16 protein-coding genes, 1 tRNA gene and 1 other RNA gene are annotated in these 14,555 nt (G+C 73.5%); 8 read left to right on the top strand and 10 right to left on the bottom strand.

Going from position 1 to position 14,555, the window contains the following annotated elements; all coding sequences use genetic code 11:
- Positions 1 to 173: 173 nt before the first annotated feature.
- Positions 174 to 1,067 (top strand): 3-methyl-2-oxobutanoate hydroxymethyltransferase, encoded by an 894-nt coding sequence (panB, locus tag ABD774_RS02655; protein WP_345037333.1) that lies wholly within the window; start codon positions 174 to 176, stop codon positions 1,065 to 1,067.
- A 34-nt stretch (positions 1,068 to 1,101) separates the two neighbouring features.
- Here panB and ABD774_RS02660 read toward each other — a convergent pair whose 3' ends face one another.
- Positions 1,102 to 1,293 carry an SPOR domain-containing protein gene (locus ABD774_RS02660; RefSeq protein WP_345037335.1) on the bottom strand — a complete coding sequence of 64 codons (192 nt, stop codon included), beginning with the start codon at positions 1,291 to 1,293 and terminating at the stop codon, positions 1,102 to 1,104.
- Between the two features lie 43 nt (positions 1,294 to 1,336).
- Between ABD774_RS02660 and map the strand changes: the two genes are divergently transcribed.
- From map to ABD774_RS02685, 5 genes are all read left to right on the top strand, one after another.
- Complete coding sequence (map, locus tag ABD774_RS02665; RefSeq protein WP_345037337.1) at positions 1,337 to 2,209, top strand: type I methionyl aminopeptidase; 873 nt, start codon at positions 1,337 to 1,339, stop codon at positions 2,207 to 2,209.
- Positions 2,210 to 2,274: 65 nt separating this feature from the next.
- Entirely contained in the window at positions 2,275 to 3,042 is a 768-nt protein-coding gene (gene ppgK / locus ABD774_RS02670) for a polyphosphate--glucose phosphotransferase (protein ID WP_345037339.1), read from the top strand.
- A 5-nt stretch (positions 3,043 to 3,047) separates the two neighbouring features.
- Positions 3,048 to 3,839 carry an MBL fold metallo-hydrolase gene (locus tag ABD774_RS02675; RefSeq protein ID WP_345037342.1) on the top strand — a complete coding sequence of 264 codons (792 nt, stop codon included), beginning with the start codon at positions 3,048 to 3,050 and terminating at the stop codon, positions 3,837 to 3,839.
- A gap of 161 nt (positions 3,840 to 4,000) precedes the next feature.
- Entirely contained in the window at positions 4,001 to 4,213 is a 213-nt protein-coding gene (locus tag ABD774_RS02680) for a PspC domain-containing protein (RefSeq protein ID WP_345037345.1), read from the top strand.
- Positions 4,214 to 4,302: 89 nt separating this feature from the next.
- The gene (locus ABD774_RS02685; RefSeq protein ID WP_345037347.1) at positions 4,303 to 4,734 is read left to right on the top strand and encodes a hypothetical protein; all 432 of its coding nucleotides are present in this window, start codon (positions 4,303 to 4,305) and stop codon (positions 4,732 to 4,734) included.
- A gap of 120 nt (positions 4,735 to 4,854) precedes the next feature.
- On the opposite strand, the gene rnpB is transcribed toward ABD774_RS02685, so the two are convergent.
- Positions 4,855 to 5,239: RNase P RNA component class A (gene rnpB / locus ABD774_RS02690), an RNA gene on the bottom strand.
- 201 nt (positions 5,240 to 5,440) lie between these two features.
- Between rnpB and ABD774_RS02695 the strand changes: the two genes are divergently transcribed.
- Positions 5,441 to 6,223, top strand: a complete 783-nt coding sequence (locus ABD774_RS02695; RefSeq protein WP_345037349.1) for a YaaA family protein — start codon at positions 5,441 to 5,443, stop codon at positions 6,221 to 6,223.
- 4 nt (positions 6,224 to 6,227) lie between these two features.
- Here the strand turns inward: ABD774_RS02695 and ABD774_RS02700 are convergent, their stop codons facing one another.
- From ABD774_RS02700 to ABD774_RS02725, 6 genes are all read right to left on the bottom strand, one after another.
- Entirely contained in the window at positions 6,228 to 6,767 is a 540-nt protein-coding gene (locus ABD774_RS02700) for a GNAT family N-acetyltransferase (RefSeq protein WP_345037350.1), read from the bottom strand.
- On the bottom strand, positions 6,764 to 7,519 hold the full coding sequence (locus ABD774_RS02705; RefSeq protein ID WP_345037352.1) for a zinc ribbon domain-containing protein: 756 nt from the start codon (positions 7,517 to 7,519) through the stop codon (positions 6,764 to 6,766). The genes ABD774_RS02700 and ABD774_RS02705 overlap by 4 nt, the downstream gene beginning before the upstream one ends.
- Positions 7,516 to 8,700 carry a Nif3-like dinuclear metal center hexameric protein gene (locus tag ABD774_RS02710; protein ID WP_345037354.1) on the bottom strand — a complete coding sequence of 395 codons (1,185 nt, stop codon included), beginning with the start codon at positions 8,698 to 8,700 and terminating at the stop codon, positions 7,516 to 7,518. Before ABD774_RS02710 ends, ABD774_RS02705 begins: the two co-directional genes overlap by 4 nt.
- A gap of 123 nt (positions 8,701 to 8,823) precedes the next feature.
- A tRNA-Val gene (locus ABD774_RS02715) sits at positions 8,824 to 8,900 on the bottom strand.
- A 125-nt stretch (positions 8,901 to 9,025) separates the two neighbouring features.
- Positions 9,026 to 9,490, bottom strand: coding sequence for a redoxin domain-containing protein (locus ABD774_RS02720; RefSeq protein WP_345037356.1), 465 nt, complete (start codon positions 9,488 to 9,490; stop codon positions 9,026 to 9,028).
- The gene (locus tag ABD774_RS02725; protein WP_345037358.1) at positions 9,491 to 9,913 is read right to left on the bottom strand and encodes a DUF3052 domain-containing protein; all 423 of its coding nucleotides are present in this window, start codon (positions 9,911 to 9,913) and stop codon (positions 9,491 to 9,493) included.
- A 290-nt stretch (positions 9,914 to 10,203) separates the two neighbouring features.
- On the opposite strand from ABD774_RS02725, the gene aceE reads away from it, so the two are divergent.
- Positions 10,204 to 12,948: a pyruvate dehydrogenase (acetyl-transferring), homodimeric type gene (gene aceE, locus ABD774_RS02730; protein WP_345037360.1), complete on the top strand. Its 2,745-nt coding sequence runs from the start codon at positions 10,204 to 10,206 to the stop codon at positions 12,946 to 12,948.
- Between the two features lie 180 nt (positions 12,949 to 13,128).
- Here the strand turns inward: aceE and ABD774_RS02735 are convergent, their stop codons facing one another.
- Both ABD774_RS02735 and ABD774_RS02740 read right to left on the bottom strand, forming a co-directional pair.
- Positions 13,129 to 13,527 (bottom strand): VOC family protein, encoded by a 399-nt coding sequence (locus ABD774_RS02735; RefSeq protein ID WP_345037362.1) that lies wholly within the window; start codon positions 13,525 to 13,527, stop codon positions 13,129 to 13,131.
- A 169-nt stretch (positions 13,528 to 13,696) separates the two neighbouring features.
- Positions 13,697 to 14,377 carry a hypothetical protein gene (locus ABD774_RS02740; protein WP_345037364.1) on the bottom strand — a complete coding sequence of 227 codons (681 nt, stop codon included), beginning with the start codon at positions 14,375 to 14,377 and terminating at the stop codon, positions 13,697 to 13,699.
- Positions 14,378 to 14,555 lie beyond the last annotated feature (178 nt).

Below are 14,555 nucleotides of genomic sequence, written 5' to 3' on the forward strand. Positions count from 1 at the left end.
CGGTGCGCCGGCCAGCGGTCCGCCGCGCCGGGAGCCGGTCGCGCGGCGAGGGGACGGAGCGTCGCCCACGCCGACCGCCGTCGGCAATAGGGTGAGCGCATGTCACCGCGGACCGGCGACGGCGGACGGCCACCGACCGCCCCGCGCCCCCGCGCCGCCGACCAGGAGAACAGATGACTACCAGCGTCCCACCCGAGCCGTCGCCCACCGCCGGCGCGTCCGCCCAGAACGCCGCGCCGGGCACCGCGCCCGCCGCGGGGCACGCCCCCCGCCGGGTGCGGGTGCACCACCTGCGCCAGGCCAAGGAACGCGGCGAGCGGCTGACGATGCTCACGGCGTACGACGCCGTCACCGCCCGGATCTTCGACGAGGCAGGCATCGACATGCTGCTGGTGGGCGACTCCATCGGCGACAACATGCACGCCCACCCGAGCACGATCCCGGTGACGGTCGACGACATGATTCCCGCGGTCCGGGCGGTCGCGCGCACGGCACGGCGGGCGCTGGTGGTGGCGGACCTGCCGTTCGGCTCCTACGAGGCCTCGCCGGCCCAGTGCCTGGCCACGGCGGTGCGGATGCTCAAGGAGGCCGGCGCCCACGCCGTGAAGTTCGAGGGCGGGGAGCACCTCGCCGAGCACGTCCGCCTGCTCACTCGGTCGGGCATCCCGGTAATCGGGCACCTGGGCTTCACCCCGCAGGCGGAGAACATCCTCGGCGGCAAGCGCGTGCAGGGCCGCGGGAACGAGGCGGCCGACCGGCTCGTCGGGGACGCGCTCGCGCTGGCCGACGCCGGCGCGGTCGCCGTCGTGCTGGAGATGGTCCCCGCCCCGCTGGCCGCCCGCGTCACCGAGGTCCTCCCCGTGCCGACCATCGGCATCGGAGCGGGCTCCGAGGTGGATGGTCAGGTGCTGGTGTGGACCGACATGGCGGGCATGACCGACTGGTCACCGCGCTTCGCCCGGCGCTTCGGCGAGGTGGGCCGGGAGCTCTCTGCCGCCGCCGGCGCCTACGCGCAGGCCGTGCGGGAGCGGACCTTCCCGTCGGCGGACCACGCGTACGAGTCCTGAGGCGCGGGGGCCGGCCTCTCCGCCTGCCCCCGGCTCACTGCTCGTCCTCCCAGGCCTCGTCCTCCTCGGCCCACTTCTCGTTGCGGACCTCGGCGCGTGCGAGCGCCTGGGCCGCCTCCTCCGCGCTCGCGTAGGGGCCCATGCGGTTCGTCGCGCCGTGCACCTTGCCCTCCTCGACCTCGCCGGTCGACAGGTTGTAGTAGAACTCGCGCGGCTCGGTGGTCATCTCTCCTCCAGGGGTGAAGACGGGTGGTCCGTACACTGCCACCATGCTCGCCGACCGCGCCCCACGGGGCACCCTGACCAGGGGAACCGTCTCCCCGCTCCGCACCGTCCCGGCGTCGATCCCCCGCCCGGAGTACGTCGGCCGCACCGGTCCCGAGCGCATCACCGCCTCCGACGTGAAGACCCCCGAGACCGTCGAGCGCATCCGCCGCGCGTCCCGGCTCGCCGCCCGCGCGATGGAGGAGGTCGGCCGGCACGTCGCCCCCGGCGTGACCACGGACGAGCTCGACCGCATCGGCCACGAGTTCCTGACCGACCACGGCGCGTACCCGTCCACGCTGGAGTACATGGGCTTCCCCAAGTCCCTGTGCACCTCGGTCAACGAGGTCATCTGCCACGGCATCCCGGACTCCACGGTCCTGGAGGAGGGCGACATCCTCAACGTGGACATCACGGCCTACCTCGACGGCGTGCACGGCGACCTCAACGCGATGTTCGAGGTCGGCGAGGTGGACGAGGAGTCGCACCTGCTCGTCGAGCGGACGAGGACCGCCATGGAGCGGGGCATCAAGGCCGTCCGCCCGGGGCGGGCGGTCAACGTCATCGGCCGGGTGATCGAGTCCTACGCGCGGCGCTTCGACTACGGGGTGGTCCGCGACTTCACCGGGCACGGCGTCGGCGAGGCGTTCCACTCCGGCCTGGTGATCCCGCACTACGACTCGGCGCCCCGCTACGACGACGTCATGGTGCCCGGCATGGTCTTCACCATCGAGCCGATGCTCACCCTCGGCGACATCGAGTGGGAGCAGTGGGACGACGGGTGGACGGTCCTGACCAAGGACCGCGCCCGCACCGCGCAGTGGGAGCACACCATCGTGGTGACCGAGGACGGCGCCGAGGTGCTCACCGTCCCCTGACCGGCCGCACCCACCCATCAGACGCTCCGCCGACCCGGGCCGAGCACCGAGAACCAAGGAGCACCATGACCCAGCCCGCAGCGCCCGCCCTCGGCTTCGGCATCGACATCGGCGGCTCCGGCATCAAGGGAGCACCGGTCGACCTCGTCACGGGCGAGCTCGCCGCCGAGCGGGTCCGCATCCCGACGCCGAACCCCTCCAAGCCGCTCGCCGTGGCCGCCACGGTGGCCGAGCTGGTGTCCGCGTTCGACGTCCCGGCCACCACGCCGATCGGGCTGACGTTCCCTGCGCCGATCAAGCACGGCGTGGTGCCCTTCATCGCCAACCTCCACAAGTCGTGGAAGGGCGTGGACGTCCCCGCGCTGATGAGCGAGGCCGTCGGGCGCCCGGTCGTGGGCGTCAACGACGCCGACGCCGCCGGCGTCGCCGAGGTGATGTTCGGCGCTGCGAAGGGCGTGCCCGGCGTCGTCCTCGTGACCACGCTCGGCACCGGCATCGGCTCGGCCCTGATCGTCGACGGCACGCTGGTACCCAACACCGAGCTCGGCCACCTGGAGATCGACGGGCAGGACGCCGAGGACCGCGCCGCGTCCTCGGTGAAGGAGAACGAGGGCCTGAGCTGGGAGGAGTGGGCCGGGCGCCTTCAGCGCTTCTACGAGACGGTGGAGATGCTGTTCTCCCCCGACCTCATCGTCGTCGGCGGCGGGGTGAGCAAGAAGCACCAGAAGTTCCTCCCGCTGCTGCGCACCACCGCCCCGCTCGTGCCCGCAGCCCTGCGCAACACCGCCGGCATCGTGGGTGCCGCCCACCTCGCCGCGCACGGGTACCGCTGAGCCCGGTGCCCCCGGCCCGCCGGCTCGACGAGGTCGCCGCCGGCGTCCTCGTGGCAACGGCGGAGCGGTACACCACCACCTCCACCGTCGTCGTGGGCGGCGGGCCCGGCGGCTGCCTGCTGGTCGATCCCGCGCTCACCCCGGTCGAGCTTGCCGGGCTGGCCGCCGCCCTCGCCGGCCGCGGCCTGCACGCCGTCGCCGCGTTCTCCACCCACCCGCACTGGGACCACCTGCTCTGGCACCCCTCGCTCGGTGAGGCGCCCCGCTGGGCGACGCGCCGCGCCGCCGACTCCGCACGCCGCCAGGCCGCGGAGCTGCGGGCCGAGGCCGGGGACGACGCACCCGGGCCGGCCTGGCCGGGCGAGCTCACCGCGCTTCCCGACGGCGACACGCACCTGCCGTGGGAGGGCCCGCCCGCACGGGTGGTCCGCCACGAGGCGCACGCGCCGGGGCACGCCGCCCTGGTGGCTCGCGGGGTTCTCGTTGCCGGCGACATGCTCTCCGACCTGGAGGTGCCCCTCCTGGACCTCGAGGCCGCGGACCCGCTCGCGGACTACGCCGCCGGCCTGGACCGTCTGGCCGCGGTGCTGGCCGGGCCGGAGGTCCGGGCGCTCGTTCCCGGGCACGGGCACCCGACGGGCAGGACGGGCGCGCTCGCCAGGCTCACCGCGGACCGGCGCTACCTCGAGGCCCTCGCCGCGGGGCGGGGCGTCGGTCCGGAGCAGGACGCTCGGCTGGCCGACCCCTGGGTGCGGGCCGAGCACGACCGTCAGGCGGCGGCGGTCCGCCCGCACTGATCCCGTCGGGGACCCCGACGCCCCGTCCCGGCCGCGCCGCCCCCGGCGCCCGCCCCCGACCCGGACCCGGGCCGCACCAGGGTCAGGATCAGGGTCCGCCCCCGATGTGCCGCCAGCCGCCCTGCGGGATCGTTGTCGTGACGACATCGAAAGGACCCGTCATGACCGACATCCGCCAGTCCGTGGGCCGCACCGGCCTCGTCCGACCCCGCGGCACCCGAGTGATCGCCGGCGTCTGCGCCGGGCTCGGGCGACGCTTCGGGCTCAGCCCGTGGGTGGCCCGGCTGCTCTTCGTCCTGCTGCTCATGGTGCTGCCGGGCAGCCAGTTCCTCGTCTACTTCATCCTGTGGATCCTCATGCCGAACGAGTACTGACGCACGCCGCGCCGTGGCCGAACGCACAGCGGTCAGACGCCCTCGCTCCGGTATCCTCGGAAGCGTTCTGAGGCACGGAGGGAGGGCCGATGTTCAATCGACACCTGCGCTGGGGCGCGGTCACGGTCATCGCCGCAGCGGGCCTCACCGTCCTGGCCACCACGGCCATGCCCCGTGCCGCGGAAGCACCGCAGTCCCTCGAGGTCGTCCTGTCCGACGCCTCGACCCGCAAGGGCGCGGAGTGCGACCCGGAGACCTATCTCGAGACCTTCTTCGACGGCACCGAGGTGGAGCTGGCGGACGGCGCCGGCCAGATTATCGCGACCGCGACGGTGACCGATCCCGCGGCGTCCTCCGAGCGTGGCTGCTCCTGGACGATCACCTTCGAGAGCCTGCCCGAGGCCGAGACGTACACCCTGACGCTGCGTCACCCGGACTTCCCGAGCCGCGAGCACGTCTACAGCTACACCGCCGCGGAGCTGGCCGAGGACGAGTCGCTGTGGATCGCCGTCGTCCGCTGAGCACCGACCGCCGTCGCCCGCTGAGGCACCGAAGGACACCGCCCGCTGGCAGCAGGCCCGGGCGCCGCTCGCGCGCGACCCGCAGGTCTTCCTGAGGGCGGCCCGGCTGGCCCGGAGGGGCGGATGAGTCGGCCGGTACGCCGGGTTCTGTCCCGCGGCGCCGTCGCCGGCACCGCGGTGGCGGCCATCCATCTACGACGTGCGTTGCCGCACGCCTCCAGCGACCTACCCGCAGGCTCGGGCGGGCCGCCCTCGAACGCCTGCTGTCTGGTCTTGCTCCGGGTGGGGTTTACCGAGCCACGACGGTCACCCGCCGTGCTGGTGGTCTCTTACACCACCGTTTCACCCTTACCTCCCTGGCGGACCAGGGAGGCGGTCTGCTTTCTGTGGCACTGTCCCGCGGGTCACCCCGGGTGGGTGTTACCCACCACCCTGCCCTACGGAGCCCGGACGTTCCTCGGCACACCGGCCGAGACCGGTGCGACGCGACCGCCTGGCCGACTCATCCGCGCCTCCAGCATACCGGCCGACGGCGACCTGCCGGCGCCGCCGGACGTGCGCTGCGGGACGGCCGCCCGCGAGGCCGTCGCCCGCGCGGCCGTCGCCCGCGGGGCCGTGGGATGCGGGCCGGGGGACGCGGGGGGCACCGCGTCCCGGCGGACGGGCGGCGCCGCCGCGCGGGTGCACGCCGGGCTAGCATCCGCGGGTGCTTCTGCTCCTCCCGCCCTCCGAGGGCAAGTCCGCGCCGAGCCGCGGCGCGCCGGTCGACCTGTCCACCCTGTCCGGCCCGACGCTGACCGACGCGCGGGAGCGGCTGCTCGACGAGCTGGCCGCCGTCTCCGCCCGGCCCGACGCACCTGAGCTGCTCGGGGTCGGCGCAGGGGTCGCCGCCGAGGTACGCCGCAACACGGCGCTGCGCACCGCCCACGCCGCCCCCGCGGCGCGCGTCTACAGCGGGGTGCTGTACGCGGCCGCCCGGCTGCCCGAGCTCACGGGAACCGCTCGCCGGCGGGCCGGGCAGAGCGTGCGCATCTTCTCGGGCCTGTGGGGCGTGCTCGCTCCCGGCGACCGGGTGCCCGCCTACCGGTTGTCCATGGGCGCCGACCTGCCGGGCACCGGCCGCCTCGGCGCGTTCTGGCGCGACCGGCTCGGCGGGGTACTGGACGAGCAGGCGTCGGGTGACGTCGTGGTGGACTGCCGCTCGGCCGCGTACGCCGCCGCATGGCGACCACCCCGCGCGGCTGAGCACGTGCTCGTCCAGGTGGTGCGCGAGCAGAACGGGCGCCGCCAGGTGGTGTCCCACAACGCCAAGCACGCGCGCGGGCTCCTGACCCATCACCTGCTGACCCGGACGGGGCGACCCCCGCGCACCGCGGAGGAGCTGGCAGGTGCTGCCGAGGAGCTCCGGGCGGACGGCACGGTGCAGGCCGTCGAGCTGGCCCCTGCCTCCGGCGGCAGGCGCACCCTCACCCTGGTCGAGCGGCCGTAGGCCCTCAGTCGTCGCCGAGGAGGCGCTGGTACAGGACGTGGTCCTGCCACCGTCCGGCGATAAGGAGGTAACGGGGCGCGAGGCCGATCCGGGCGAACCCGTTGCGGAGCAGCACCGTCTGGGACGCGGCGTTGTGCACCAGGGTGCCCGCCTGCACGCGGTGCAGCCCCTCCCGGGCGCACGCGTCCAGCACGTGGGCCACGGCGGCCGTGGCGATGCCCCGGCGCGTGACGGTGCCGTCGACCCAGTAGCCCAGGTTCCCGCTGAGGAACGGCCCGCGCACGATGCCGCTGACGGTCATGCCCCCGACCACCCGGTCGCCGTCGAGCAGCACCCAGGGCAGCGCCCTGCCGGCGGCGCGCTCGTCGACGAGCCGGGCGACGTTCTCCTCCTGGCCCCGCTCGGTGAACCAGCTCTCCGGCCGGAGCGGCTCCCAGGGCGCCAGGTGCTCGCGGTTGCTGGCGTAAGCGCGGGCGAGCGCGGCCCCGTCGCCCGGCAGGAGCGGCCGGATGTCCACCGTGCCGACCAGCCTCGCGGTCGTCACGCGCGGCCGGAGGCGCCGTTCTCGTCCAGGCGGACGAGGACGTAGCCGTGCTCCTCGGAGACGATGACCTCGTCCGGGCCGGCGGCGTCGATGGCAGCGAGCTCGCTGAGGGAGAAGTCCACCTGGGCGCCCTCGGTGCGATGACCCCGCAGCGCCACGACGCCGAGCCCCCCGGTGCGGGACCGGGCGTACTCGTAGAGGTCGAGCAGCTCGGGATCGATCTGGGCCGCCGTCTGGTCGCGCTCGGCGCGGGTCCTCGAGACCTCCGCGTCGATCTCGGCCCATGCGGCGTCGCGCTCGGCGGTCGCCCTCTCGACGTCGGCGGCGATCGCCCGCTCCTGCAGGTCGAGCTCGCTCACCCGGGCCTCGGCCGCCTCCATGCGTTCCATGACCTCCAGCTCGATCTCCTCGAGGACGCTCTGGCGGTCGGCCAGCTGCGCGAGCTCGGTCTGCAGGGCCACGAGCTCGCGGGAGAGTCCCTTGCCGGAATCGAGGGTGGCCTGGTGGCGGGCGGCGCGGGCGCGGACCTGCTCGACGTCGGCCTCGGCCTTGGTCAGCTCGCGGCGGGTGTCCGCGGCGAGAGTCTTCGCCTCGACCTGTGCCCGGTGGAGATCCTCACCGCGGCCCTCGAGCTGGGCGAGGGTGGAGAGGACCGGCAGGGTGCGGCGCTGGTGGGCGAGCTTGGCCAGGCGCGTGTCGAGCGCCTGGAGGTCGAGCAGCCGTCGCTGTTCCTGCGGTGGGGCGGTGGTCACGGGCGTGCTCCTTCGGTCGACGAGCCGGGCTCGCTGCTGTGCTGTTGTGCCAGGTGCAGGTCCCACGGGTCGGTGACGAGCGTGGAGACGTACACGTCCAACCTAGTGCCGCCGGCGGCGGCGCCGCGCCGGAGCACCTCGGCGGCGCGCGGCAGCCACGGCCACTCGCTCGCCCAGTGCGTCGCGTCCACGAGGTACGGGCGGCCGCCGGCGAGGTGCTCCGACGCGGGGTGGTGGCGCAGGTCCGCCGTCAGGTACACGTCGGCGCCCAGGGCCCGGACCCGGCCGAGCAGGGAGTCCCCGGCGCCGCCGCACACGGCGACCGTGGACACCTGGGCGTCGAGGTCCCCGCCCACGCGGATGCCCTGCGCCGTCGGGGGAAGGACCTGCGCGACCCGTTCGGCGAAGGCCCGCAGCGTCGTCGGCGTCGCCAGCCGGCCGATCCGGCCGGTGCCCGTGCTGGCGCCGGCGGTGGCCTGCGCGACCAGCGTGAAGGCGGGCTCCTCGTACGGGTGGGCACGGCGCAGCGCGGTGAGGACGGCCTCGCGCCGGTGCCGGGGCAGCACGATCTCGAGCCGGTCCTCGGCCACCTCCTCCACGTCCCCGACGGCGCCGACCGTCGGGGTCGCCCCGGGCAGGGGCCGGAAGGTGCCCGTCCCGGGCGAGGTGAACGCGGCGCGCTCGTAGTCCCCGAGCCGGCCGGCGCCGGCGTCGGCGAGGGCGTCCAGCACCGCCGTCGTCGCCTGCCGCGGGACGAAGGTCACGAGCGTATCGAGCCGGTCGCCGGGCAGCGGGTCGATCGGGGTCGTCCCCTGCAGGCCGAGCAGGTCGGCCAGCGCCTGGGCGACGCCGTCGGCCGCCGCGTCGGCGTTGGTGTGCGCGGTGTACAGGGCGCAGCCCCCGGTCGCGAGGGCGTGGACCACCCGGCCCTTGGGCGTCGTCGCCGCTACGGACGAGGTTCCGCGCAGATACAGCGGGTGGTGCGTGACGAGCAGGTCGGCGCCCAGGGCCAGCGCCTCCGCGGCGACTTCCTCGGTCGGGTCGACGGCGAGCACGACCGTCCGCACGGGCGCGGCCGGGTCGCCCACCACGAGCCCGACGGCGTCCCAGTCCTCGGCCGTTCCCGGCGGGTAGTGCCGCTCGAGGAGGTCGACGACGTCGGCGAGGGTGAGGTCCGGCATGCCTGAGGAGCCTAGCGGCCGCCCGCGACCTCCTCACCCGCCGCATCGCGGTCGTGAGGTAGGCCCGGCCACGGCGCGCGCGCCTTTGGGGGGACGGCAGCAGGTCCGGTCGTGGGGACGTGCTGGTGGGCCCGGCCGGTCTCGAACCGACGACCTCCGCGGTGTAAGCGCGGCGCTCTGACCAACTGAGCTACAGGCCCCTGGCGCCGAGGCGCCCGCCACAGCCTAGAGCAGAGCGGGCGGTCGCCCGTGCACCGCACCGGTGCGGGTCCTCGGCTGCCGAGGGCTGCGCGGGCCCTCGCCGGCCGAGGGCTGCGCCGTCCCCTCAGCTACCGACGCCGGCGAGGGCCGCGAGGTAGTCGCCGAGCTGACGGGCCTGGCCGCGAGGGTTCACGACCGACCAGCGCACGACCCCCTCGGCGTCGACGAGGAAGCTGCCGCGCAGCGCGTGCCCGCTGCCCTCGTCGAGGACGCCGTACGCGCGCGCCGTCGAGCCGTGCGGCCAGAAGTCGGAGAGCAGGTCGAAGCCGAACTCCTCGGACTCCGCCCAGGCGCGCTGGGCGAACATCGCGTCCGTCGAGATCGCGAGCACCCGCGCGCCCCCGGCGGTCAGCTCCGGGAGGTTGTCCCGCAGCTCACCCAGCTCAGAGGTGCAGACGCGGGAGAAGACGAACGGGAAGAACACCACGACCACCGGGCCGCCCCGCAGGGCGCTCAGGCGGACCGGGGTGCCGTGGGTGTCCGGCAGCTCGAAGTCGGGGGCGACGTCGCCGGCGAGCGGCTGCGCCACTCAGCGGCCCCGGGTGCGCGCGGCGATCCGGATGCCCGACCAGCCCTCGCCCGCGGACGTCGCCGAGGTGGCGAGCATCCCCGCGGTGCGCGCGGCCTCCTCGATGTCCGCCGGCCGCACGTGCCCCGGACGACCCGGCTTGGGCGTGAGAACCCAGATCAGGCCGCCGTTGTCGAGGTTCGCCTGAGCGTCGACGAGCAGGTCGGTCAGCTCCTCCTGCCCACCGTCGTCCTCGCGCCACCAGATGAGGGTGCCGTCGCAGACGTCGCCGTACTCCTCGTCGACCAGCTCGGTACCGGTGGCCTCCTCGACGGCCTCACGGACGGCGGGGTCGGCGTCGTCGTCGTAGAGGAACTCCTGGATCACCTGCCCGGTGGTGAAGCCGAACTTGCTGCCGGCTCCCGCGCCCGTGCTGACTGCCACGTTGGGTCCTTACCTTTCCGTCCGGCCGCGTCGCGGCCTGTGCTCCCGACCCGCGTGCGCGGGTGGTGTGGTCAAGCCCACCGTAGTGCGCGGCCCTCGCGCAAGCCCGCAGGACGGCGCACCTACCGCGCGCGTGGCTTCGTGGGCGCGTGTGTCAGCAGTGTCACACGTCCGCCCAGACCCAAGGTTCGCCTTGACCCCGGTCAAGGTAAGACAATGGTCCTACCCTGAACGAAGGTGTGGCACATCCCCGCGTCGTCACCGTCGACGCCCAACGAAAGAGGGAACGCGTGAGTTCACGAGACGAGTCCTCGCCGCTGATCAAGGGACTCCTCAGCCAGGTGAAGGACATCGACACCGAGGAGACCCAGGAGTGGCTGGAGTCGCTGGACGGACTGATCGACGAGCGTGGGGGCCCCCGCGCGCGGTACATCCTGCTCAACCTGCTGCAGCGGGCGCGGGAGCGTTCGGTCGCCGTCCCGAACCCGATCAACACCCCGTACGTCAACACCATCGGCGTCCACGAGGAGCCGTACTTCCCCGGTGACGAGGCGGTGGAGCGCAAGTACCGCGGCTGGATCCGCTGGAACGCCGCGGTGATGGTCACGCGCGCGCAGCGCCCCGGCGTCTCCGTCGGCGGGCACATCTCCTCCTACGCCTCCGTGGCGACGCTGTACGAGGTCGGGCTGAACCACTTCTTCCGCGGCAAGCAGCACCCGGGCGGCGGCGACCAGGTCTTCTTCCAGGGCCACGCCTCCCCCGGCAACTACGCCCGCGCCTTCCTCGAGGGCCGCCTCACCGAGGCGGACCTGGACGGGTTCCGCCAGGAGTACTCCCACCCGGAGGGCAGCCGTGGGCTGCCGTCCTACCCCCACCCGCGCCGCATGCCGGACTTCTGGGAGTTCCCGACCGTCTCCATGGGACTGGGCCCCGCCCAGGCCATCTACCAGGCGTGGGTCAACCGCTACCTGCACGAGCGCGGCATCAAGGACACGTCCCAGCAGCACGTGTGGGCGTTCCTCGGCGACGGCGAGATGGACGAGCCGGAGTCGCGCGGCATGCTGCAGCTCGCGGCCCAGCAGAACCTCGACAACCTCACCTTCGTGGTCAACTGCAACCTGCAGCGCCTCGACGGCCCGGTGCGCGGCAACGGCAAGATCATCCAGGAGCTCGAGGCCCAGTTCCGCGGGGCCGGCTGGAACGTCGTCAAGGTCATCTGGGGCCGCGAGTGGGACGCCCTGCTCAACGCCGACAAGGACCGCGCCCTCGTCAACCTCATGAACAACACCCTTGACGGGGACTACCAGACGTACAAGGCCAACGACGGCGCCTACGTGCGCGAGCACTTCTTCGGTCGCGACCCGCGCACCAAGGAGCTCGTCAAGAACATGACGGACGACGAGATCTGGGCGCTCAAGCGGGGCGGCCACGACTACCGCAAGATCTACGCCGCCTACAAGGCCGCGACCGAGCACACCGGCCAGCCGACCGTCGTCCTGGCCCACACGGTGAAGGGTTACGGGCTCGGCCCGAGCTTCGCGGGCCGCAACTCCACCCACCAGATGAAGAAGATGAAGACCACGGACCTGAAGATGCTCCGTGACGCCCTTCGCATCCCCATCTCGGACGAGGAGCTCGAGGACCCCTACAACGCGCCGTACTACCGGCCCGAGGAGTCCGACGAGGCGCTGCAGTACATGCTCGAGCGCCGTAAGGCCCTCGGCGGGTTCGTGCCCGAGCGGCCGACGACGTCGAAGACCCTGACCCTCCCGGACGCCAAGCCCTACGAGATCCTCGCCAAGGGCTCCGGGCACCAGGAGATCGCCACGACGATGGCCTTCGTCCGCCTCCTCAAGGAGCTGATGAAGGACAAGGAGATCGGCAAGCGGATCGTGCCGATCATCCCCGACGAGGCACGCACCTTCGGCCTCGACGCGATCTTCCCGACCGCGAAGATCTTCAACACCCACGGCCAGAACTACACGTCCGTGGACCAGGACCTCATGCTCAGCTACAAGGAGTCCGAGCAGGGGCAGATCCTCCACACCGGCATCAACGAGGGTGGCTCGGCCGCGGCCATGCAGGTGGTCGGGACGAGCTACGCCGTCCACGGCGAGCCGATGATCCCCGTCTACATCTTCTACTCGATGTTCGGGTTCCAGCGGACCGGCGACCAGTTCTGGGCCGCCGGCGACCAGCTGGCCCGCGGCTTCATCATCGGAGCGACCGCAGGCAAGACCACCCTGGCGGGCGAGGGCACCCAGCACATGGACGGGCACTCCCCCGTGCTGGCCTCGACCAACCCGGCCATGGTGCACTACGACCCGGCGTACGCCTACGAGATCCGCCACATCGTGCGTGACGGTCTGCAGCGGATGTACGGCGAGGACTCTCGCGACCAGAACGTCATGTACTACCTCACGGTGTACAACGAGCCGATGGTCCAGCCGGCCGAGCCGGAGAACGTCGACGTCGAGGGCATCCTCCGGGGCATCTACCGCATCGCCGAGCCCGAGGGTGACGGCCCGCGGGCCCAGCTGCTCGCCTCGGGCGTCGGGGTGCCGTGGGCGCTGCACGCCCGCGAGCTCCTCGCGAACGACTGGGGCGTGCGGGCCGGCGTGTGGTCGGTGACGAGCTGGTACGAGCTGCGGCGCGACGGTCTCGAGGCGGACAAGCACAACTTCCTGCACCCGCAGGAGGAGCGCCGCGAGGCCTACGTCACCAGCAGGCTTCGCGACGCCGGCGGCCCCTACGTGGCCACCAGCGACTACGAGCACCAGGTCCAGGACTCCATCCGGCAGTGGGTGCCGGGCGAGTACTACACGCTCGGCGCGGACGGGTTCGGCTACTCCGACACCCGCCCGGCCGCACGGCGTCAGCTGTTCATCGACGCCCACTCGATGACGGTGCGGACGCTTCAGGCCCTCGCGGACCGCGGCGAGATCGACCGTGACGTCCCGCGTCAGGCCATCGAGAAGTACGACCTGTTCAACGTCCACGCCGGCGAGTCCGGCACCGCGGGCGGCGACGCCTGACCGGCGCCTGAACGACTGACGGGCCCCGCCGACCACCAGGTCGACGGGGCCCGTCGTCGTCCTCCGTCCCCGACCGATCCCGGGCGGACGTCGCCAACTTCCCGCCCGGCCGGCATCGTCTCTCGCACGGGCGGCGAGAGGTCGCCGACCCGCGGAGGACGGCGCCGAGCAGCGTCGCGATCAGTCCACGTGCTCGAAGGACACGACCTCGAGCTTGAAGCCGTGGGGGTCGAGCCAGTACATGGCGTAATGATCCGGGTGGTACTCCGGGAAGGTCCGCGGCTCGTGCAGGACCTCGTCGCCCCGATCCCGTGCCCACCTGTGTGCAGCCTCGACGTCACTCCGGGAGTCGACGAGGAAGCACAGATGTTGCAGACCCGGCCGGTGCCGGGAGTACGCCCCGTCGTCCTGGGCGGTGTAGAAGAAGATCTGGGTCCCCTGCCCGCTGGACGGGGCGTAGGAGCACCAGTCCTCCCCGGAGAGGAAGGGTTCGAACCCCACCAGCGGCATCAGTGCGTCGTAGTACTCGCGCGCGGACGCGACGTCAGGGATGTTGATGCCGAGGTGATCGAGCGGCATGCAGCGCAGAGTAGTTTCGCGCGGCTGCGGCCGCACGTCGCTCGTCCCGTCGAACCTGACCAACCCGATGAGACGTCATGAGTGCGTGACGTCCCACCGGGTGTGCGAGGAGTCTGGTGGGGCGAGCTGCTGACTCCTCACCAAGCGGGTGGTGCCCTGCGTGTGTGCGTCAGGCGTTGGTGGCCGCCTCGGCGGCCGCGACCTCGGGCTCGAGGGTGGCGACCGCACGGGCGGCCGCCTCGGTGTCCGCGGCCTGGGCGAGGGCCTCGAGGTGACGACGAGCCTCGGACGGCCGGCGCGCCTCGAGCGCCGCACGGACCACCTGCACGCCGGCGTCGACCACGTGCTCGCGCGGCGACCAGTGCCCGACGCCGAGGCCGAGCGCCTCGCCGGGCAGGTCCGCCTCGCGCAGCATCCGCACCGACTCGGCCACCGCGACGCCGGTGTGCTCGCGCTCGCAGGCGCCGGCCAGCCGGCGCATCGCGCCCTCGTGGTCGTCGGCGAGCGAGAGCCGGGCGAGCTCGACGAGCGCGTACCAGGAGCGGGGGTTCCCGGCGATCTCCTCGGCGAGCGACCAGACCGCGAGGTCGGCGGCCCGGTCGCGGTCGGCGGGCTGGTGGTCGGCGGTGAGCGGGTCGGCCGGGGCGGCGCCCGCGGCGCGACGACGCACCATCTCCGCGAGGCCCTTGAAGGCCTCGATGTCGTTGGGGTCCTCGATGAGCTTCGCGCGCAGCGCGTCCTCACGTGGAGCGTCGGCGGAGCGGGCGACGGCGGACGGGCGGCGGGCACCGACCCGGTTGACCGGCGTCTTCCGCTTGAGCATGGCGCGCAGGCGTGCGATCAGCGACATGCTCCGACCTTATCCGGTGGACCCCGGGGCCGCCGGGTGATCGTCCGGCGACGGGCGCGCCGGTGCCCGCCCGGTAGGCGCCCGACGCCGCCCGGGAGCGGCACCCCGCCCCCGGTTTCCCGGGCGGGCACGGATGGCTCGGCGGCCCGCGCCGCGCTTTGTAGGCATCCGACAAGCG

The organism is Georgenia daeguensis, assembly GCF_039537705.1.
GTDB lineage: Bacteria > Actinomycetota > Actinomycetes > Actinomycetales > Actinomycetaceae > Georgenia > Georgenia daeguensis.